Source organism: Streptomyces sp. NPDC086989, assembly GCF_044745505.1.
In the GTDB taxonomy this organism is placed as follows: domain Bacteria; phylum Actinomycetota; class Actinomycetes; order Streptomycetales; family Streptomycetaceae; genus Streptomyces.
This window is the reverse complement of record NZ_JBIVAL010000002.1, coordinates 625,949-644,287: the sequence shown is the minus strand read 5'-3', so window position 1 is coordinate 644,287 and position 18,339 is coordinate 625,949. Positions and strand designations below refer to the sequence as shown.

The following is an 18,339-nucleotide window of genomic DNA, read 5'->3' as shown; positions in this document are numbered from 1 at the left end:
CGGTGTCCTCACGAACCCTGGGGCTGTCGGGCGGAGTTGGTGTCCAGGCGCGGCCCCTTCGAGAGGAACTCGGACCAGGCGATGGGGACCATGGCCGGTGTCACGGCCCCGTAGCCGAGCCGGATCTGCGCCTGGCTGGCCTCGGGACGGCCGTCCGCGGCGGCCTGGCCGTTCGACTGGTCGGGGGCGCCGATCTTCGACTTCTCGGCGTCGCTGTCGCCGTTGGCCTGCACGGCGTAGCGCAGACCGGTGTCGGTGACCAGGAACAGGGCGCCGCCCGCCGTCGTCTGCCTGCCCTGGACCTGCGTGTACAGGAGTCCCGAGCCGGGCGTGACGTAGGCGCTGGTGCCGCTGGCGGTGATGTCGATGGGGAATCCGGTGCCGGCCCAGGTGCTCAGCGTCTGGTTGCCCTGGCCGTCGACCGAGCGCAGCACGTTGCAGACGGTGTCGCGCGCGGCGGCGCCCTGGGGCGTGCCGGCCGCGGCGGGGGCGCCCTGCGCGGGGTCCGCGGCGCCGTTCTGGTTGATCCGGTCGGACTTCCGCTGCGGCCACCTGGCCTCGCCCCTGAACGCCGTGGCGTCCGGGTTCAGCGACTGCAGGTCGACCTCGTGGGGCTTGCCGTGCATGTTGAGGCCGTCGGTCGCGGGCGCCGAGATCAGCAGCCACGCCACGAAGTCGGAGACCGGCGCGACCTTCCCGGGCAGGACGACGTAGTGCTGCGCGCCGGAGCCGGTCTGCGCCGTCAGTACCATGCCGACCTTGTTGTCGGCGGTGGTCAGGCCCTGGACGTCGGCCTTCGTGCCGGCCGCGACGGGCAGTTGCGGGAAGGCCAGGTCGTCCCCGGAGTTGAGGGTGTCGAGCCACGCCTGGGTGACCTGCTGCGGGGTGGCGCCGGTGCTGCCGACCAGCGCGTTGGTCATCTTCCCGGCGTCCGCGCCGCCTTCGGGGAACTTGTACTTCGTCCCCGTGGAGTCGACCAGGTAGCGCTCCTTGGCGCCGCCGGTGCTCTGCACGTACAGCATCTGGCGGTCGGTGAGCTTGCGGGCGTCGTCCATCAGTCCCGCCTCGCGGTCGGCGAGGACGAACGTCGCGGTCTGAACGGTCTTGCCGTTGCCGCCCGGTGCCTGGCAGACGGCCCAGCGCTTGGCCTTGCCCGCGTCCTGCGGGGCCGGCAGCCGGTCGGGGGCGTACGGGATGCCGATGATGGGCCCGCGCGGCGGCTTGCCCGCGTCCAGGATCTTGTCGTCGATCTGGATGACCTTGAACTTCTGCGGATCCAGGAGCAGTCGGGCGGAGGCGAGGTTGAGCACCGGGTGCAGCCGGGTCTGGTCCTTGCCGTTCACCTTGGTGGTCAGCACCACGTACCGGGTCGTCGACTGCTTGCCGACGATGACGTTGGTGCCGGCCGCGTCCCAGCCCTTGGGTGCCTGCGGCTTGAACATCCCCCAGGCACCGAACCCGGCGAGTACGAGCGCCCCCGCCACCAGCCCGGGCAGGACCGCGCGCAGCGGACGCGGCGCGCCCTCCTCGGAGCCCGTGGCGGAAGGCTGGAGGAACGCGGCCACCGTGCGCCGCTTCGCAAAGGTGTACGCGTTGAGTTCATCACGTCGTGATGCCATGACCGTCTGCTTCTCCCCGCACGGCCCGGTCGGTGAGTACGGTCCCCCGGGCCTCGATTGTCGGACCGGAGACCTACTATGCCTCTTGACGGAGGGTGCCCACGGGCCGGGTAGGGTGAGGCTGCCGCTCACTGCCCTCCGGACCCCACTATTCAGGGGTCGTCGGGGTATTCAGGGCTTGTTGGGGTGGATTGGGGAGATTCCGGGGCCCTGCGGCGGGCAGCTCCCGGCTCCGCTACTCACGGGGTACGGCCCCAGAAAGGCGAGGTGGGCGCCTGATGGCCACCGCGACGCAGCCGCAGACGGGCGCGCCGGCACCCGTGCGCGGCGGGGTGACGCCGTATCCGAAGTCGAGCCCGGGCCGTTTCGGTCCGTTCCGATTGCAACAACTCGTGCTGCTCCAGATCGCCGTGGCCGCCCTGCTGGTGGCCTGGGTCGTGGAGCCGCTGCTGCTGGTTCCCGCCGGTGTGCTGGCGCTCGTCCTGGTGGTGCTCGCCGTCGTACGCCGCCACCAGCGTTCCCTGCCGGAGTGGATCGGCGGCGCGCTCGCACTGCGCGCCCGGCGTCGGCGGGCCGCGTCGTTCACGGTACCGGCGGGCACCGAGCCGGGGCTGGCCCCGCTCGTCGAGGCCGATCCGGCGCTGCGGACCCTCACGTTCAGCGACCGCGACCGGCGGCCCGTCGGCATGGTCGGTGACGGGACGTTCCTGACGGCCGTGGTCCAGGTGGACATGGACGCCACCGCGCTGCGGCCCGACCGCGGTGCACGGCCGCTGCCCCTCGCCCTCGTACGGGACATCCTCGAAGTCGACGGCATCCGGCTGGAGTCGGCGCAGCTGGTGCAGCACACCCAGCCCGCGCCGGCCCCGCACCTGCCGGCCCAGTCGATGGCCACCCGCAACTACGCGCCGCTCCAGGCCGCTACGGGCACCCCGGCGGTCCGGCTGACCTGGATCGCGCTCAAGCTCGACCCGGAACTGTGCCCCGAGGCGGTCACCGCGCGCGGCGGCGGGCTCGGGGGCGCGCAGCGCTGTGTGGTGCGCGCCGCCGACCAGCTGGCGAGCCGGCTCACCGGGGCCGGGTTCCGCGCGACGGTGCTCACCGAACAGGAGCTGACGGCGGCGCTGGCCACCTCCTCGTGCGCGAACCCGATGGCGATCACGCAGGCGGGGCGCTCGGCGAGCACCGGCCGGCGGACGGAGGAGACGGCGCGCATCTGGCGCTGCGACGACCGGCGGCACACCACGTACTGGATAGGCCGCTGGCCCCAGCTCGGCGGCAGCGGGGCGGCGTCCCTGCCGCAGTTCGTGGCGCTGCTGACCTCGCTGCCCGCGCTGGCGACGAACTTCAGCCTGACGATGGCACCGGCGGAGCGCCAGGGCGTGACGCTGACCGGCCACGTACGGGTCACGGGGCGCAGCGACGAGGAACTCGTGGCGGCCCGCCGGGAACTGGAACGGACGGCCCGCGGTGTGCGCACCGGGCTGGTCCGGCTCGACCGTGAACAGGTACCGGGGCTGCTGGCTTCGCTGCCGCTGGGAGGGGCGCGATGAGGGGCGGCTTCGGGCTGATCGGCCCGCGCCGGGAACGGCACGTGGTCCCGGCGGTGGACCTGGACGCGCTGGCACTGCCGGTCGGGGACGACGGCGTCGTCATCGGCGTGGACGCCGAGGGGCGCCCGGCGGTGCTCGGCGTCAACCGGCCGACGCCGTACGAGGTGACGCTGATCGGCGGCCTGTGGACGGCACAGGTGCTGGCGCTGCGCGCGGCGGCCACGGGCGCGCGGGTGGCGGTGGAGACCGGCCGCGGGCAGGTGTGGTCCGGGCTGGCCCAGGCGGCGGGCGGCGGCCAGCAGTGCGTGACGCTGCACGAGGTCGGCCGGGTGCCGCCGCAGGGCGCGTCGGCGGGCAGCCCGGTGCTGGTGATCCGCGACTGCGGCATGCGGCCGCCGCGCGGGCGCGTGGTGGCGGGACCCTGGCAGTCGGTGCTGACCCTGCTTCCGTACCTGAGCCCGACGGCGCCGAGGCTGCTGCAGAACTCGTCGCTGGTCGGGGTCCAGCGGGTCTCCCCCGACGAGGCGGACCAGCTCGGGCGCCTGATGAACCTGCCGCGTGCGGCGGTGGATTCGCTGCCGACGCTGGGCGACGGGGTCACCCTGTGGTGCACGCCGCGGGACCGTCAGTTCGTGATGACCCAGGGCACGGAAGCCGAAACGGGCCTCCTGGGCCCGGCCCGACGCATCGACTGACCCCGGGCCCGGAAGGGGACGGAAAGCCAAGACCCTCCCCGGACCCGGGCCCGCGGCCCCTGCGCCCGGCCCGTACGCCCGGCCCGGGCACACGGGGCCGGGCGCGGGGTGCCCGGCACACTGGGCCCGGCACACGGGGCGGCACGCGGGGTCGGGCACGGCGAGCCGGGCACGCGGGAAAGGGCACGCGGGGCCCGGCACTCCGGGATGGGCACGGGGGACCGAATACCCCCGAGGCCCACCGGCCTCGGACGCCGTGGCGCGGAACCGCCCCGAAGCCGGGCCCGTCGCCGGGTGGGCGGGGCGGCGGGCGGGAATGCGGCCATGCCCATGCCCGACGGGGGGTGAGGAGTCCCTCGATCCACCGCCGGATCCACCGCCCCCCTGGAGGTCGACCCGAAGCCGGGCGCCTGCCGGGTGGGCTGGGCGGTCGGCGGGAACGCAACCAGGGCCCTCGCCCACGTGCGTGCCGGAATACGGGCCCGGGACCCGGCAACCCATCGCCGGGGTTTCGCCGGAGCCTGGGGCGCAGGGGCGGGGCGTGCCGGCTGCCCCGGGCGCGGCGGGTCTGAGCACAAGTGCGGGGGCGGAGCCGAGGGTCTCGTCGACGCACGAGATCAAGGAGCCGGGGCCGTTGCGCGCCTCGGCAGGGCGCGGGGACACGCGGGCGCGAGCCGCGCCGGGCCATTCCTGGCCTCAGCACGGCGTGGGGGCACGCGGGCCGAGGAGTGCCGGGGCCATTGCGGGCCTCGGCACGACGTGGGAACGCGCGGGCCCGAGGCGAGCCGGCCGTTGCGGTTCCACCCGCGGGATGCGCGGCGGTTACGGGATCGGGCCCTGGGCCTTTCCGGCCGCGGCGGGCAGTAAGGGCATGCGCAGCGGTCGGGGCCGAGCCGGCTCCCGGCCTCGGCGGCGGGCGCGCCCACGGGCCGCGTACGCGATGCAGCCCGCATACCCGCCACCGCAGCAGGCGCGCCCACAGTTCGCCGTACGCGACCCAGCCCACATGCCCGCCACGGCAACGGGTACACCCCCTTCGCCGTTCGAGGCCCAGGCCGCAGGCCCGCCTCGGCGGGGTCCGGGGCACGGGAGGCCGGGGCTCGGGAGAGAGGGAGAGCAGCGGGGGGCAGGCGGTGCCACCGGCCGTCACCGGCCCGGTGACGGTTGCTCAGGGCGCGCCCACCCTGTAGGCAGGACGATGAGGACGACGGCCGCGAGCCGCCCGCAGGGGCCCGCGCGGCGCGGGACGTCCGACGGGGGCGGACACCGGTGTCGGCGCGCGATTAGGCTGGGCGCGGGCGCGGCGTGGAAGTGGGCGCCGGACCAGTGTTCGACAGACCAGGAGGACCAGTGAGCGGCGATCGGAACGAGAGGCGCGGCGGGACTTGGGACGTCCCGACGGACGATCAGTCCGACGCGGAGCCCGAGGTGACGGGCGAGTTCACCATCGACTACACCCCGCCGGCCTGGTACACGCAGGGCGCGGCCCCGGCCACTCCCGTACCGGGCCTCCCCGAAGGCAGCGGCTTCGAACCCCACCGCCCGACGGACGTGGCCTCGCCGCCGACGATGCGGATCGCCCCACCGGCCCCGCGCAAGCCCTCGGACGGGGCACCGGCCCCGGCACCGGCACCGGCCGAGTCACCCGCCCTGCCCGGCCCGGCGGCGTTCCCGCCGCCCGCGGACAGCACCCCGGTGCCCGCCGGCGACGCACCCTTCCCGCCGGCCCCGGCCGACAGCACCGGCCTGCCCCCGGCCCTCCCGGCGTCGGCCGAGGTGCCCGCCCTCCCGGCCCCGGCCCCGGCGCCCCTCGCCGCCCAGGCCAACGACGCGCCCGGACCGCTCGTCAAGGCCGTCCAGCGGCAGGACACCCCGCCTGACGGGACGGCGATCCCGTTCGTGGACCCGAACCCCGTGGCTGCGCCGCAGGAGCCGCAGGACGCCGTCCCCGTGCCGCCGGCGCCGAGCCCCGTCAGCCCCGCGGATGCGGTTCACCCGCCCGTGGACGCCCCCTTCGGCGGACCCGCGGGCGAACTCCCGGCGCTGCCGCCCGCGTTCCCCGCCACGACGGCACCCCAGGACAACCCCGGCTTCCCACCCGCACCCGCACCCCAGGACGGCTCCGGGGCCCCGGCCGCCCCCGGCCCCCAGGACGGTTACGGGTTCCCGCCGGCCCCCGCGCCTGCCCCGGCGCCCCAGGACGGCTCCCCGTCTGCCTCGGCGCCCGCGCCGCAGGCCGGTTCCGGCTTCCCCGCCGCCCCCGGCCCGGCCGCGCCCGGCCCGCAGAACGGCTACGGCTTCCCGCCGGCCCCCGCCCCCGCGCCGCAGGACGGATACGGGTTCCCGCCCGCCCCCGCACCGGCGCAGCCCCAGCCCCAGCCGCCCGTCGGCGACTTCGCCCTTCCCGGCGCGCAGCCCGCGTCCCAGCAGCCGCAGCAGCCGCAGCACCAGCACCAGCCCCAGCCCCAGCCCCAGGCCGCGTACGACCCCCGGACCGGCGCCCAGTGGGCGCCCGGTCCCCAGCCGGGGCCGCAGCCGCACGATCCGCGGTACCAGCCCGGCCCGGCCGGCGGCGGGGCGCCCCTCGGGTACACCGCGGCCGTCGAGCTGTCCTCCGACCGCCTGCTGCGCGGCAAGCAGAAGCCCAAGCCGCAGCGCTCCGGGTTCCGCTTCGGCGGCAAGGCCGCCGAGGCCGAGCGCCTGCGCAAGCTCGAACTGATCCGCACCCCGGTCATGTCCTGCTACCGCATCGCCGTCATCAGCCTCAAGGGCGGCGTCGGCAAGACCACGACCACCACCGCCCTCGGCGCCACCCTCGCCACCGAGCGCCAGGACAAGATCCTGGCGATCGACGCGAACCCCGACGCCGGTACCCTCGGCCGCCGTGTCCGCCGTGAGACCGGGGCCACGATCCGGGACCTGGTCCAGGCGATCCCGTATCTGAACTCGTACATGGACATCAGGCGGTTCACCTCCCAGGCGCCGTCCGGCCTGGAGATCATCGCCAACGACGTCGACCCGGCGGTCTCCACGACCTTCAACGACGAGGACTACCGCCGCGTCATAGAGACGCTGGGCCGCCAGTACCCGATCATCCTCACCGACTCGGGCACCGGGCTCCTCTACTCCGCCATGCGCGGCGTCCTGGACCTGGCCGATCAGCTGATCATCATCTCGACCCCGTCGGTGGACGGCGCCAGCAGCGCGAGCACCACGCTCGACTGGCTCTCGGCGCACGGGTACGCCGACCTGGTCTCCCGCTCCCTCACCGTCATCTCGGGGGTCCGCGAGACCAGCAAGATGATCAAGATCGAAGACATCGTGCAGCACTTCGAGACCCGCTGCCGGGGCGTCGTCGTGGTGCCGTTCGACGAGCACCTCGCGGCCGGCGCGGAGGTCGACCTCGACCTGATGCGGCCCAAGACCCGGGAGGCGTACTTCAACCTCTCCGCGCTGGTGGCCGAGGACTTCCTCCGTGCCGCCCAGCAGGCCCCCCAGGGCCACTGGGGAGCGCCGCAGCAGCCCCAGCCCCAGCAGCCGCAGCAGCACCAACAGCCGCCGGCACCGCAGCAGCAGCCGCAGGGCCAGCCGTACGGCCAGCCCCAGGGCCCGTCCCCCTACCAGCAGCCTCCGCAGCCGTACGGCCAGCCCTACCCGCAGCCCGGCCAGCCCTGGCAGCCGCAGCAGCAGCCGCCCCAGCACCCGCAGCAGCCCCCGCGCGACCCGCGCCTCGGCTGACGACGGACGCCGGCTACCGGCTACCGGCTACTGGCAGCAAGAAGGGCCCGTACCTCCCTCGGGAGGTACGGGCCCTTACACGTGGTGCCGGACCGGACCGGGCCGGGCGACGCCATCACGGCCGTCGGTCCGCCGCTCAGCGCTGCGCGTCGTATTCCTCGGTCAGCGTGCGCGCCCGCTTCACATCGTCCGCGATGGCTTCGAGGAGGCCGTCCAGCGATTCGAACTTCGCCATGCCGCGCACGTACGCGAGGAAGTCCACGGTCACGTGCAGGCCGTACAGGTCCAGGCCGACGCGGTCGATCGCGTACGCCTCCACGGTCCGCTCGGTGGCGTCGAACTGCAGGTTCGTCCCGACCGAGATCGCCGCCGGCATCCGCTCGCCGTTCGCCGTGAGCCAGCCCGCGTACACGCCGTCCGCCGGGATGGCGGTGTGCGGGGGCGTCTCGACGTTGGCCGTCGGGTAGCCGAGCTCGCGCCCGCGCTGGGCCCCGCGGACGACGACGCCCTCGACCCGGTGCGGCCGTCCCAGGATCTCGGCCGCGCCCGCCATGTCGCCCTCGGCGACCAGCCTGCGCGCCAGGGTCGAGGAGAACGGCACTCCGCCGCCCGCCGCACCGCGCTCGACGAGGTCCACGACCTCGACCTCGTAGTCGTACGTGCCGCCGAGCTCGCGCAGGAAGTCGACGTTCCCGGCCGCGCGGTGGCCGAAGCGGAAGTTGGGGCCCTCGATGACGGCCCGCGCGTGCAGCTTGTCGACGAGCACCTTCACGATGAAGTCGGCCGGGGAGAGCTGCGAGAACTCCGCCGTGAACGGCAGGACCAGCAGCGCGTCGACGCCCAGCCCGGCCATCAGTTCGGCACGACGGTCGTACGGGGCCAGGATCGGCGGGTGACTGCCGGGTCGCACGACCTCGCTCGGGTGCGGGCTGAAGGTGACGACGACGGACGGGACGCCGAGCGCGCGCGCCTTGGCCACGGCCCGTCCGATGATCAGCTGATGGCCCCGGTGCACACCGTCGTACGAGCCGATGGTGACGACGCTGCGTCCCCAGTCCTGGGGGATGTCCTCCAAGCCACGCCAGCGCTGCACTGTGACCGCTCCTCGCCCGAACCGTGTAGGCCCTGTCCTGGTTGCCGATTGCAGGTCTAAGACTGCCATGCCCGTACCCGGGGGCCTGCATCGGCATCTGGCCGGGGGCCGCTCTGTGTCATCTCGGCGGGACGGAGCACGAGGACGCGGTGCCCGGGTTCGTCACGGGCGGCCGGAGCGGCGGCCGGAGCGGCGGCCGGAGCGGCGTCCGGAGCGGCGTCCGGAGCGGCGTCCGCGGGTCCCGCACGGCGCCGGTGGCGAAAGCGCCCCCTTGTGCTCCCTCCAGTCACTCCGCGCGCCTGCCCGCACGGGTGAATACGGAGGTCCGGGTGGATAGAGACCTACCCGAGGGGGGTCGTGGAGCGGTGAGCGGCGGGTGATGTGCGCTCACCGCTCCACGTCACTACGCGGAGCCCTGGCGGATCAGGCGAAGACCGCCAGCGACTTCGCCTTGCCGTTCTTGCTCTCCACGAGCCCGAGCAGCTGTCCGTCCGGCCCGAAGACCGCAACCGGCTTGCCCGCCGGGTACGCGTCCGGCATCTCGATCCGCACGCCGTTGGCGAGCAGCGAGGCGCGCCGGGCGTCGAGGTCCCAGCGCGGGAAGGCCGCGGCCGCCGCTTCGCCGATCGGCATGACGGTCAGCTCCTCCTGGAGCTGGTCCAGGGTGCGCGCTCGGTCGATCTTGTACGGGCCCACCCGGGTGCGCCGCAGCGCGGTGAGGTGCCCGCCGACGCCGAGGTCGGCGCCCAGGTCGCGGGCCAGGGCGCGGATGTACGTACCGCTGGAGCAGACGACGGAGACGACGAGGTCGACGACCTTGGTGCCGTCCTCGGCCTCCGCGTCCCGCATGTCGTACACCTGGAACGACGAGACGGTCACCGGCCGGGCCGGGATCTCGAAGTCCTCGCCGTCGCGGGCGCGCTTGTAGGAGCGCACACCCTTGATCTTGATGGCGCTGACCTTCGAGGGGACCTGCATGATCTCGCCGGACAGCTTGGCGATGCCTTTGTCCACGGCCTCGCGGGTCACCGCGGAGGCGTCCGTCGAGGAGGTGACCTCGCCCTCGGCGTCGTCCGTCAGGGTGTTCTGACCGAGGCGGATCGTGCCGAGGTATTCCTTCTCGGTGAGCGCGAGGTGGCCGAGGAGCTTGGTGGCCTTCTCGACGCCCAGGACGAGGACGCCCGTCGCCATCGGGTCGAGCGTGCCGGCGTGGCCGACGCGCCGGGTCTTGGCGATCCCGCGCATCTTGGCGACCACGTCGTGCGAAGTGAACCCGGACGGCTTGTCGACGATGACAAGGCCTCCCCCGGCCTCCGGCCGGGAGGGGCCCCCAGGCGTCTTCCCTGCGTTGTTGCTCATTCCGCGGCTGCGTCCTCGTCGTCCTCGTCGCCCGGCTTCTTGTACGGGTCGGCGTCGCCGGCGTACTGGGCGCCGGAGGACACCTCGCGCACCTGGGCGTCGGAGGCGCGCGCCTTGTCGAGGAGGTCCTCGATGGTCTTGGCGTTCTCGGGGAGCGCGTCCGCGACGAAGGTCAGGGTGGGCGTGAACTTGGTTCCCGCCGCCCGGCCGACCGCGGAGCGCAGTACGCCCTTGGCGCTTTCGAGGCCCGCTGCCGCGCTGGCGCGGTCCTCGTCGTCACCGTAGACCGTGTAGAAGACCGTGGCCTCCCGCAGGTCGCCGGTGACCCGGGTGTCCGTGATGGTCACGTGCGTACCGAGGCGGGGGTCCTTGACACCACGCTGCAGCTTCTCGGCCACCACCTCCCGGATGAGGTCCGCCAGCTTCTTCGCCCGCGCATTGTCGGCCACTGGTCCGTCTCCTTCTTTGTCTTGCAGTCAGTCTTCATCACCGTGCAGCCGCCGTCTCACCGACAGCAGCTCCACTTCCGGACGTGCCGCGACCAGCCGCTCGCAGCGGTCCAGTACATCCGAGAGGTACCCCGCGTCCCCACTGACCAGAGCGACCCCGATACGGGCCCTGCGGTGCAGATCCTGGTCGCCCACCTCGGCCGCGCTCACGGAGAACTTGCGTTGGAGCTCGGCGACGATGGGCCGGACGACGGAGCGTTTCTCCTTCAGCGAGTGGACGTCGCCGAGGAGCAGATCGAAGGACAGAGTCCCCACGTACATTCAGTTCCGGATATCCCGCCGGTGCGGGTTCGGTGGCCTGCCGGCCGTCGCGCGGCAGGGTCACCAGAACCGTACACGCAACGGCCGGGGCCGATCGACGGATATTCCGCCGACCGGCCCCGGGGTTACGACACGGTGCGATGTGCCTCGCGCTTACGCGCGCGGCTTCTCGCGCATCTCGTACGTCGCGATGACGTCGTCGATCTTGATGTCGTTGAAGGAACCGAGGTTGATACCACCCTCGAAGCCCTCGCGGATCTCGGTGACGTCGTCCTTGAAGCGGCGCAGACCGGAGATGGTGAGGTTCTCGGCGATGACCTTGCCATCGCGCAGGAGCCGCGCCTTGGTGTTGCGCTTGACCTCGCCGGAGCGGATGAGGACACCCGCGATGTTGCCCAGCTTGGACGAGCGGAAGATCTCGCGGACCTCCGCCGTACCGAGCTCGACCTCTTCGTACTCCGGCTTGAGCAGACCCTTGAGGGCCGCCTCGATCTCCTCGATGGCCTGGTAGATCACCGAGTAGTAGCGGACGTCGACACCCTCGCGGTCCGCCATCTGCGCGGCACGGCCGGCCGCACGGACGTTGTAACCGATGACGATGGCGTCGGAGCCCATCGCCAGGGCGATGTCGGACTCGGTGACCGCACCCACACCGCGGTGCAGGACGCGGATGTCGACCTCTTCGCCGACGTCGAGCTGGAGCAGCGAGGACTCGAGGGCCTCGACCGCACCGGACGCGTCGCCCTTGATGATGAGGTTGAGTTCCTGGACCAGACCGGCCTTGAGGACCGAGTCGAGGTCTTCCAGGGACACCCGGCGGACGCGCTTGGCGAAGTTGGCGTTGCGCTCACGCGCAGCACGCTTCTCGGCGATCTGACGGGCGGTGCGGTCCTCGTCGACGACGAGGAAGTTGTCGCCGGCGCCGGGGACGTTGGTGAGACCCAGGACCAGGACGGGGGTCGACGGACCCGCTTCCTCGACGTTGTTGCCCTTGTCGTCGAGCATGGCGCGCACTCGGCCGTAGGCGTCGCCCACGACCATCGTGTCGCCGACGCGGAGGGTACCGCGCTGGACGAGGACGGTGGCGACGGCGCCGCGGCCGCGGTCGAGGTGGGACTCGATCGCAATACCCTGAGCGTCCTGCTCCGGGTTGGCGCGCAGGTCGAGCGAGGCGTCGGCGGTGAGGACGACGGCCTCCAGCAGGGAGTCGATGTGCAGACCCTGCTTGGCGGAGATGTCGACGAACATCGTGTCGCCGCCGTACTCCTCGGCGACCAGACCGAACTCGGTGAGCTGACCGCGCACCTTGACCGGGTCGGCACCCTCGACGTCGATCTTGTTGACCGCGACGACGATCGGGACGCCGGCGGCCTTGGCGTGGTTCAGCGCCTCGATCGTCTGCGGCATGACGCCGTCGTTGGCCGCGACCACGAGGATCGCGATGTCGGTCGACTTGGCACCACGGGCACGCATGGCGGTGAACGCCTCGTGACCCGGGGTGTCGATGAAGGTGATCTTGCGGTCTTCACCGTTGACGTTGGTGCCCACCTGGTAGGCGCCGATGTGCTGGGTGATGCCGCCGGCCTCGCCCGCGACGACGTTCGTCTTGCGGATGGCGTCGAGCAGTCGGGTCTTACCGTGGTCGACGTGACCCATGACGGTGACGACCGGGGGACGCGGCATGAGGTATTCCTCGCCGCCCTCGTCCTCGCCGAACTCGATGTCGAAGGTCTCGAGGAGCTCGCGGTCCTCCTCCTCCGGGCTGACGATCTGAACTTCGTAGTTCATCTCGCCCGCGAGGAGCTGGAGGGTCTCGTCGGAGACGGACTGCGTGGCAGTGACCATCTCGCCGAGGTTCATCATGACCGCGACCAGCGACGCCGGGTTGGCGTTGATCTTCTCGGCGAAGTCGGTGAGGGACGCACCGCGCGACAGGCGAACGGTCTCGCCGTTGCCGCGGGGCAGCATCACGCCGCCGACCGACGGGGCCTGCATGGCCTCGTACTCCTGGCGCCTCTGACGCTTCGACTTGCGACCGCGACGGGCGGGCCCGCCGGGACGGCCGAAGGCACCCTGCGTGCCACCACGGGCACCGGGGCCGCCGGGACGACCGCCGAAGCCGGGACGACCGCCGCCACCGGCACCGGCCGGGCCGCCGCCGAAGCCGCCGCCACCCGGACGCGGGCCGCCGAAGCCGCCGCCGCCCGCCGGGCGCGAGCCCGGACCGGCCGGACGGCCGGCGAAGCCGCCGCCGCCGGGACGACCGGCGCCACCGGGACGCGGGCCACCGGCACCGGGACCACGGCCACCGGGGCCGCCGCCGGGACGGGGACCGGGACCACCGGCAGCGGGACGCTGCGGCATCATGCCCGGGTTCGGACGGTTACCGCCGGGAGCACCACCGGGACGCGGGGCGCCGCCCTGCGGACGGGGCATGCCGCCCGGGGTCGGACGGGCGCCGCCGGGGCCCTGGGGACGCGGCGCGCCACCGGGACCGCCCTGCGGGCGCGGAGCACCCTGGCCGCCGCCGGCGCCGGGGGCACCGGGACGGGGAGCGCCGGCCGGACGGGGCGCCTGCGGGCGCGCCATGCCGGTGGAGCCACCAGAGGTGAACGGGTTGTTGCCCGGACGGGGACCGGCCGGACGGGCGCCCTGCGGACGCGGGGCCTGGGAACCGGGGCCGGCGGGACGCTGTCCCTGGCCGGGCGCGGTGCCGGCCGGGCGCGGCGCGCCGGGACGGGCTCCGGCCTGACCGCCCTGGGCGGGACGCTGCTGCGCCGGACGCGGGCCGGGGGTCGCGCCGGGACCGGCGGGACGCTCGGTGCGCGCCGGGGCGGCGGGGGCCGCCGGGGGCGCGGAGAACTCGGTCGCCACGGGAGCCGCCGGAGCGGGCTTCGGGGCGGCCGGGGCCTTCGGACCGGGACGCGGGCCGGGGGCGGCCGGGGTCACCGGGGCGGGCGCGCTGGGGGCCGGAGCCTCGGCGGCGGCCGGCTTGGGGGCCGGGGCGCCGGGCTTCGGGGCAGCGGGACGTGCAACGGCACCCGGGGTGGGAGCCCCGGGCTTGGCGGGTGCGGCCTTGCGGGGCGCGCCCGGCTTCGCAGCGGACTTGCCGGCGTTGCCGCCGGGCCCCTGCAGTGCGTCAGTCAACTTGCGTACAACCGGCGCCTCGATCGTCGAGGACGCCGAACGGACGAACTCACCGAGTTCCTGGAGCTTGGCCATGACGACCTTGCTCTCAACTCCGAACTCCTTGGCGAGTTCGTATACCCGGACCTTAGCCACTTCGCTCCTTTTAGGTCCGGGTTACGCCGGACCGTCGCTACTTCATGGGCGTACTCATCGCGTACTCATCGAGTGCTCATCGCAATCTCGACCTACTTCCAACTCGCGAGGTACCTGACCGCACGGGGTATCCGTGCCGTACTACTTCTTACGGTGTCGCCTCGGCCACGACGGCCACGGCTTTGCTCAGTCCGGTCGTGTCGAGTGCTCCCGGGGACCGAAGGGCCCGGGGGAACGCTCTGCGGCGGACCGCCTTGTCCAGACAGACCACGGCAGGGTGCAGGTAGGCACCCCGGCCGGGCAGCGTACCGCGAGGATCGGGGACGCATTCGTCCCCGATCGCCACGATGCGCAGCAGATCGCTCTTGGCCGCTCGCTCCCGACACCCCACACAGGTGCGTTCGGGGCATGCGCGGGCTTGCGTCCGGCCAGACACGCTAAGTCTACCTCCCCGTACCGACCTCACCCCTTCGGGCGAAAAATCGAACGGATGTTGTCGCGATCTGCTGTCTTGATCCTGTCTACCGGTCGGTCAGCCCGACCGGTACCGGATTTATTCCCCGTCCCGGGCCCGGTCGGCGTCCGGGGACACCTCCGTGTCGGGGCGGATGTCGATGCGCCAGCCGGTGAGCCGCGCGGCGAGGCGGGCGTTCTGGCCCTCCTTGCCGATGGCCAGCGACAGCTGGTAGTCGGGCACGGTCACCCGGGCGGAGCGCGAGTCCCAGTCGACGACCTCGACCTTGCTCACCCGGGCGGGTGACAGCGCGTTCGCGACCATCTCCGCCGGGTCGTCCGACCAGTCGACGATGTCGATCTTCTCGCCGTGCAGCTCGGCCATGACGTTGCGCACACGGGCACCCATCGGGCCGATGCAGGCACCCTTGGGGTTGAGGCCCGAACGGGTGGACCGTACGGCGATCTTGGTGCGGTGGCCGGCCTCGCGGGCGATCGCCGAGATCTCGACGCTGCCGTCCGCGATCTCCGGTACCTCCAGCGCGAAGAGCTTCTTCACCAGGTTGGGGTGCGTGCGCGACAGGGTCACGGACGGACCGCGGACACCCTTCGCCACCCGTACGACGTACGCCTTGATGCGCAGACCGTGCGTGTACTCCTCGCCGGGGACCTGCTCCTGCACCGGCAGGATGGCCTCCAGCTTGCCGATGTCGACCAGGACGTTCTTGGGGTCCTTGCCCTGCTGGACGACGCCGGTGATGACATCGCCCTCACGGCCGGCGAACTCGCCGAAGGTCAGGTCGTCCTCGGCGTCGCGCAGACGCTGGAGGATCACCTGCTTGGCGGTCGTCGCGGCGATCCGGCCGAAGTCCGACGGGGTGTCGTCGAACTCCTTGGGCTCCTGCCCCTCCTCCAGGTCCCGCGGGTCCTCCGTCGCCCACACGACGACGTGACCGTTGGTGCGGTCCAGCTCCACGCGCGCCCGGCGGAAGCTGCCCTCGGTGCGGTGGTACGCGATGAGGAGGGCCGACTCGATCGCCTCGACGAGCAGGTCGAAGGAGATCTCCTTCTCCCGGACCAGACCCCGCAGGGCACTCATGTCGATGTCCACGGCTACGCCTCCTCTTCCTTCTTGTCCTTGCGGTTGAACTCGATCTCGACCCGCGCCTTGGCGATGTCGGAAAAAGCAATGCGGCGGGCGGTGGCCTTGCGGCCCTTCACACCCGGGACCTCCAGGTCCATTCCCTCGTCGTCCACGTCGAGGATGCGGGCGATCAGTTCCCCGCCCTCGGCGAGCTGGAACTTCACGAGGCGGCCGGTCGCCCGTACGTAGTGACGGTGCTCGGACAGCGGGCGGTCGGCGCCCGGCGAGCTCACCTCGAGGACGTACTCGTCCTCACCCATCACATCGGATTCGTCGAGCTTGTCGGAGACCTCACGGCTCAGCTCGGCACACGCGTCCAGCTCCACGCCCTCGTCGGAATCCACGATGATGCGCAGCATCCGGCGCTTGCCGGCCTTGGACATCTCGATGTCCTCGAGATCCAGGCCCCTGGCGGCGACGAGCGGCTCCAGCAATCCGCGCAGCCTGTCGCTCTGGGTGGTGCTCATCCGGGTGACTCCTCGGCCGCGTGTGCTGTTGTGGTTTACGTCGCGTGTCAGGTCAAAGGGTATCCGGTCGCAGAGGGTGTTGCCGTCCGTCGCGCGCAGGGGGCCCCGGGTACCGTGATCCCACCTTGCCCCGCCTTCACTCCGAGGACGTCGCCGTGCCCTGGACCCCGCCTTCGCGGCCCTCTCGCAGGAGCCTGCTCGCCGGCGCCGCCGGCGCGGCCGGCGCCGTGCTGTTCACCGGGTGTTCCGACGACGGGGACGGCACGTCCGGCACCGCCGCCGGGGTTCCACTCGAACGGCGGATGCGCGAGACGGCCGTTCGAGAGAGCAAGCGGCTGCTGGAACGTTACGACGCCACGGCCGCCGCCCATCCGGCCCTGGCCGGACGGCTCGCGCCGCTGCGCTCCGCGGTCGCCGCGCACGCCGCGGCGCTGGCCTCCTCGGACGGTGCGGGCGCCGCGCCCTCCGCCACGCCGTCCGGCAGGCAGTCCGCGAAGCCCCCCGCCCCGCCCTCGGCCTCGGGCTCGTCCGCCCCGGCCGGCGCCCCCGTGGCGAGCACCGAACCGGTGCCGGCGAAGCCCGACGAGGCGCTGGCCGCCCTCGCGGAGGCCGAGCGCAGCCTGGCCGAGGCCCGGACGATCGCCCTGGCCGGGGCGCCCGGGGAGCTGGCCCGGCTGCTGGCCTCGGTGGCCGCCTGCGGCGCCGTACACGCCTACCTGCTGACCTCGCCCCAGGGAGCCACGCCGTGAAGACCACCCCCTCCCCCGCGAACCGCGCCCTGGAGGCGGCGCAGTCCGCGCTCGCCGCCGAGCACGCGGCGGCGTACGGCTACGGAGTCGTCGGCGCCCGGGCCTCCGCCGCGCGGTCGGCCGAGGCCCGCGACGCGTACGGCGGGCACCTCTCGCGGCGGGACGCGCTGGCCCGCACGGTCCGCGAGATGGGCGGTGCGCCCCGGCCCGCGGAGGCGGCGTACGCCCTGCCGTTCCAGGTGGGCGGCCCGGCCGACGCCGAGCGGCTGGCCGCCGAGATCGAGGACCGGGTGGCGGGCGCGTACTCCGATCTGGTGCGGGCAGCGGAGGGCCGGCTGCGCCGCGAGGCGGCTGACGCGCTGAGTGCCGCGGCCGTGCGCGCGGCACGCTGGCGCGGTGTCGGCGTAGCCTTCCCTGGGCTCACGGAACGTGGAGAACGAGCCCGGACCAGCTGAAAGGGATCACGCACGCATGGCTTTCGAACCGCCGCAGCGGCTCGTACGGGCGCTCGGCGAGACGCCGCAATCGGCGCAGGACGCTGACTGGCTGGGGCAGTTGCCCCGGCTCGCCGAGGCGGCGCTGGCCCGGCGTGAGGTGCGGGCCCAGCGGGTGCAGGCACCCGGCGGGCGGAGCAGCCTGGTCGTCCTCGTGCACTACGCCGACGGGACGCCGGCCGCGCTGAAGCTGGCGCCCCCGCAGGCCAGGCCCGACCGGGAGCTGGCCGCACTGGCGCACTGGGGCGGTTTCGGGGCCGTACGCATCCTCGACACCCGCCACCACGAGGAGGACGGCGGGCTGCTGCTGGAACGGCTCCACCCGGAGGTGTCGCTGCGGTCGCTGCCGGAGGCGAAGGCGCTGCTGGAGGCGTGCGGGACGCTGCGCCGGCTGTGGGTGGCCCCGCCGGCCGGGCATCCGTTCGAGACGGTGGCGCAGCGCACCGCGCAGCAGGCGGAGGTCCTGCGCGAGGCCCCGCCGGACGTCGCGGCGCTGGCCTCCGCCGCCCTCGCGGTCCGCGAGGAGCTGACGGCCCTGCCCGGCGAGGAGCTGCTGCTGCACGGGAACTTCCGGCAGGGCAAGGTGCTGGCGGGCGAGCGGGCGCCGTGGCTGGCGGTGGGGCCGGACCCGCTGATCGGGGACCGTGCGTACGACCTGGCACGGCTGGTCCGGGACCGGCTGGAGGACCAGGTGGCGTCCTCGGCCGGGGCGGCGGGCGCCCGGCGCCGGGTGAACAAGCTGGCCGACTCCCTGGAGCTGGACCGGGACCGGCTGCGGGGCTGGACGCTCTTCCGCGCGGTGGAGTCCGGGAACCGGGCGCTGGCCGCGGGACGGCGCCGGGACGCCGAGCTGCTGTTGGAGTTCGCCGCCTGGCTGTAGGGCATACCGTGGATACGGGCGGGTAAGTGCCCCGCAGGAGGCC

15 protein-coding genes are annotated in these 18,339 nt (G+C 73.6%); 6 read left to right on the top strand and 9 right to left on the bottom strand.

The features are described 5' to 3' along the window. Window positions 1-8: 8 nt before the first annotated feature. Complete coding sequence (gene eccB, locus ACIPK4_RS06635; protein WP_402309679.1) at window positions 9-1,619, bottom strand: type VII secretion protein EccB; 1,611 nt, start codon at window positions 1,617-1,619, stop codon at window positions 9-11. A gap of 278 nt (window positions 1,620-1,897) precedes the next feature. On the opposite strand from eccB, the gene eccE reads away from it, so the two are divergent. The 3 genes from eccE (at window position 1,898) to ACIPK4_RS06620 (ending at window position 7,605) form a co-directional block, all read left to right on the top strand. Continuing rightward, window positions 1,898-3,172 carry a type VII secretion protein EccE gene (gene eccE / locus ACIPK4_RS06630; protein ID WP_402309677.1) on the top strand — a complete coding sequence of 425 codons (1,275 nt, stop codon included), beginning with the start codon at window positions 1,898-1,900 and terminating at the stop codon, window positions 3,170-3,172. Further along, window positions 3,169-3,867: a hypothetical protein gene (locus tag ACIPK4_RS06625; RefSeq protein ID WP_054220990.1), complete on the top strand. Its 699-nt coding sequence runs from the start codon at window positions 3,169-3,171 to the stop codon at window positions 3,865-3,867. Before eccE ends, ACIPK4_RS06625 begins: the two co-directional genes overlap by 4 nt. A gap of 1,350 nt (window positions 3,868-5,217) precedes the next feature. Then, entirely contained in the window at window positions 5,218-7,605 is a 2,388-nt protein-coding gene (locus tag ACIPK4_RS06620; protein WP_402309675.1) for an SCO5717 family growth-regulating ATPase, read from the top strand. Between the two features lie 136 nt (window positions 7,606-7,741). On the opposite strand, the gene ACIPK4_RS06615 is transcribed toward ACIPK4_RS06620, so the two are convergent. The 8 genes from ACIPK4_RS06615 to rimP all read right to left on the bottom strand — a co-directional run bounded on the left by ACIPK4_RS06615 (window position 7,742) and on the right by rimP (window position 16,173). Further along, entirely contained in the window at window positions 7,742-8,698 is a 957-nt protein-coding gene (locus tag ACIPK4_RS06615) for a bifunctional riboflavin kinase/FAD synthetase (RefSeq protein ID WP_082410527.1), read from the bottom strand. A gap of 423 nt (window positions 8,699-9,121) precedes the next feature. Beyond that, on the bottom strand, window positions 9,122-10,057 hold the full coding sequence (truB, locus tag ACIPK4_RS06610; protein ID WP_402309673.1) for a tRNA pseudouridine(55) synthase TruB: 936 nt from the start codon (window positions 10,055-10,057) through the stop codon (window positions 9,122-9,124). After that, window positions 10,054-10,506: a 30S ribosome-binding factor RbfA gene (rbfA, locus tag ACIPK4_RS06605; protein ID WP_030227571.1), complete on the bottom strand. Its 453-nt coding sequence runs from the start codon at window positions 10,504-10,506 to the stop codon at window positions 10,054-10,056. Before rbfA ends, truB begins: the two co-directional genes overlap by 4 nt. 27 nt (window positions 10,507-10,533) lie before the next feature. Beyond that, a complete protein-coding gene (locus ACIPK4_RS06600) occupies window positions 10,534-10,827 on the bottom strand; it encodes a DUF503 domain-containing protein (protein ID WP_402309671.1) in 294 nt (97 codons plus the stop codon). Window positions 10,828-10,980: 153 nt separating this feature from the next. Beyond that, window positions 10,981-14,109: a translation initiation factor IF-2 gene (infB, locus tag ACIPK4_RS06595; RefSeq protein ID WP_402309669.1), complete on the bottom strand. Its 3,129-nt coding sequence runs from the start codon at window positions 14,107-14,109 to the stop codon at window positions 10,981-10,983. A gap of 148 nt (window positions 14,110-14,257) precedes the next feature. Continuing rightward, entirely contained in the window at window positions 14,258-14,545 is a 288-nt protein-coding gene (locus ACIPK4_RS06590; protein ID WP_082410201.1) for a YlxR family protein, read from the bottom strand. 117 nt (window positions 14,546-14,662) lie between these two features. Beyond that, window positions 14,663-15,673 carry a transcription termination factor NusA gene (gene nusA, locus ACIPK4_RS06585; RefSeq protein ID WP_054221314.1) on the bottom strand — a complete coding sequence of 337 codons (1,011 nt, stop codon included), beginning with the start codon at window positions 15,671-15,673 and terminating at the stop codon, window positions 14,663-14,665. A 2-nt stretch (window positions 15,674-15,675) separates the two neighbouring features. After that, window positions 15,676-16,173, bottom strand: coding sequence for a ribosome maturation factor RimP (gene rimP, locus ACIPK4_RS06580; RefSeq protein WP_054221315.1), 498 nt, complete (start codon window positions 16,171-16,173; stop codon window positions 15,676-15,678). A 125-nt stretch (window positions 16,174-16,298) separates the two neighbouring features. On the opposite strand from rimP, the gene ACIPK4_RS06575 reads away from it, so the two are divergent. From ACIPK4_RS06575 to ACIPK4_RS06565, 3 genes are read left to right on the top strand one after another with little or no spacing between them, the layout of a single operon-like run. Next, window positions 16,299-16,922 (top strand): hypothetical protein, encoded by a 624-nt coding sequence (locus ACIPK4_RS06575; protein WP_402309666.1) that lies wholly within the window; start codon window positions 16,299-16,301, stop codon window positions 16,920-16,922. Continuing rightward, window positions 16,919-17,377: a ferritin-like domain-containing protein gene (locus ACIPK4_RS06570; protein WP_402309664.1), complete on the top strand. Its 459-nt coding sequence runs from the start codon at window positions 16,919-16,921 to the stop codon at window positions 17,375-17,377. Before ACIPK4_RS06575 ends, ACIPK4_RS06570 begins: the two co-directional genes overlap by 4 nt. 16 nt (window positions 17,378-17,393) lie before the next feature. Continuing rightward, complete coding sequence (locus tag ACIPK4_RS06565; RefSeq protein WP_402309662.1) at window positions 17,394-18,296, top strand: aminoglycoside phosphotransferase family protein; 903 nt, start codon at window positions 17,394-17,396, stop codon at window positions 18,294-18,296. The last annotated feature ends 43 nt before the right edge of the window (window positions 18,297-18,339 follow it).

What these genes read in the sequence shown, in the direction of transcription:
- eccB (WP_402309679.1), bottom strand. Translation starts at nt 1,619, where the DNA reads ATGGCATCACGACGTGATGAACTCAACGCGTACACCTTTGCGAAGCGG.
- eccE (WP_402309677.1), top strand. Translation starts at nt 1,898, where the DNA reads ATGGCCACCGCGACGCAGCCGCAGACGGGCGCGCCGGCACCCGTGCGC.
- ACIPK4_RS06625 (WP_054220990.1), top strand. Translation starts at nt 3,169, where the DNA reads ATGAGGGGCGGCTTCGGGCTGATCGGCCCGCGCCGGGAACGGCACGTG.
- truB (WP_402309673.1), bottom strand. Translation starts at nt 10,057, where the DNA reads ATGAGCAACAACGCAGGGAAGACGCCTGGGGGCCCCTCCCGGCCGGAG.
- ACIPK4_RS06600 (WP_402309671.1), bottom strand. Translation starts at nt 10,827, where the DNA reads ATGTACGTGGGGACTCTGTCCTTCGATCTGCTCCTCGGCGACGTCCAC.
- rimP (WP_054221315.1), bottom strand. Translation starts at nt 16,173, where the DNA reads ATGAGCACCACCCAGAGCGACAGGCTGCGCGGATTGCTGGAGCCGCTC.
- ACIPK4_RS06565 (WP_402309662.1), top strand. Translation starts at nt 17,394, where the DNA reads ATGGCTTTCGAACCGCCGCAGCGGCTCGTACGGGCGCTCGGCGAGACG.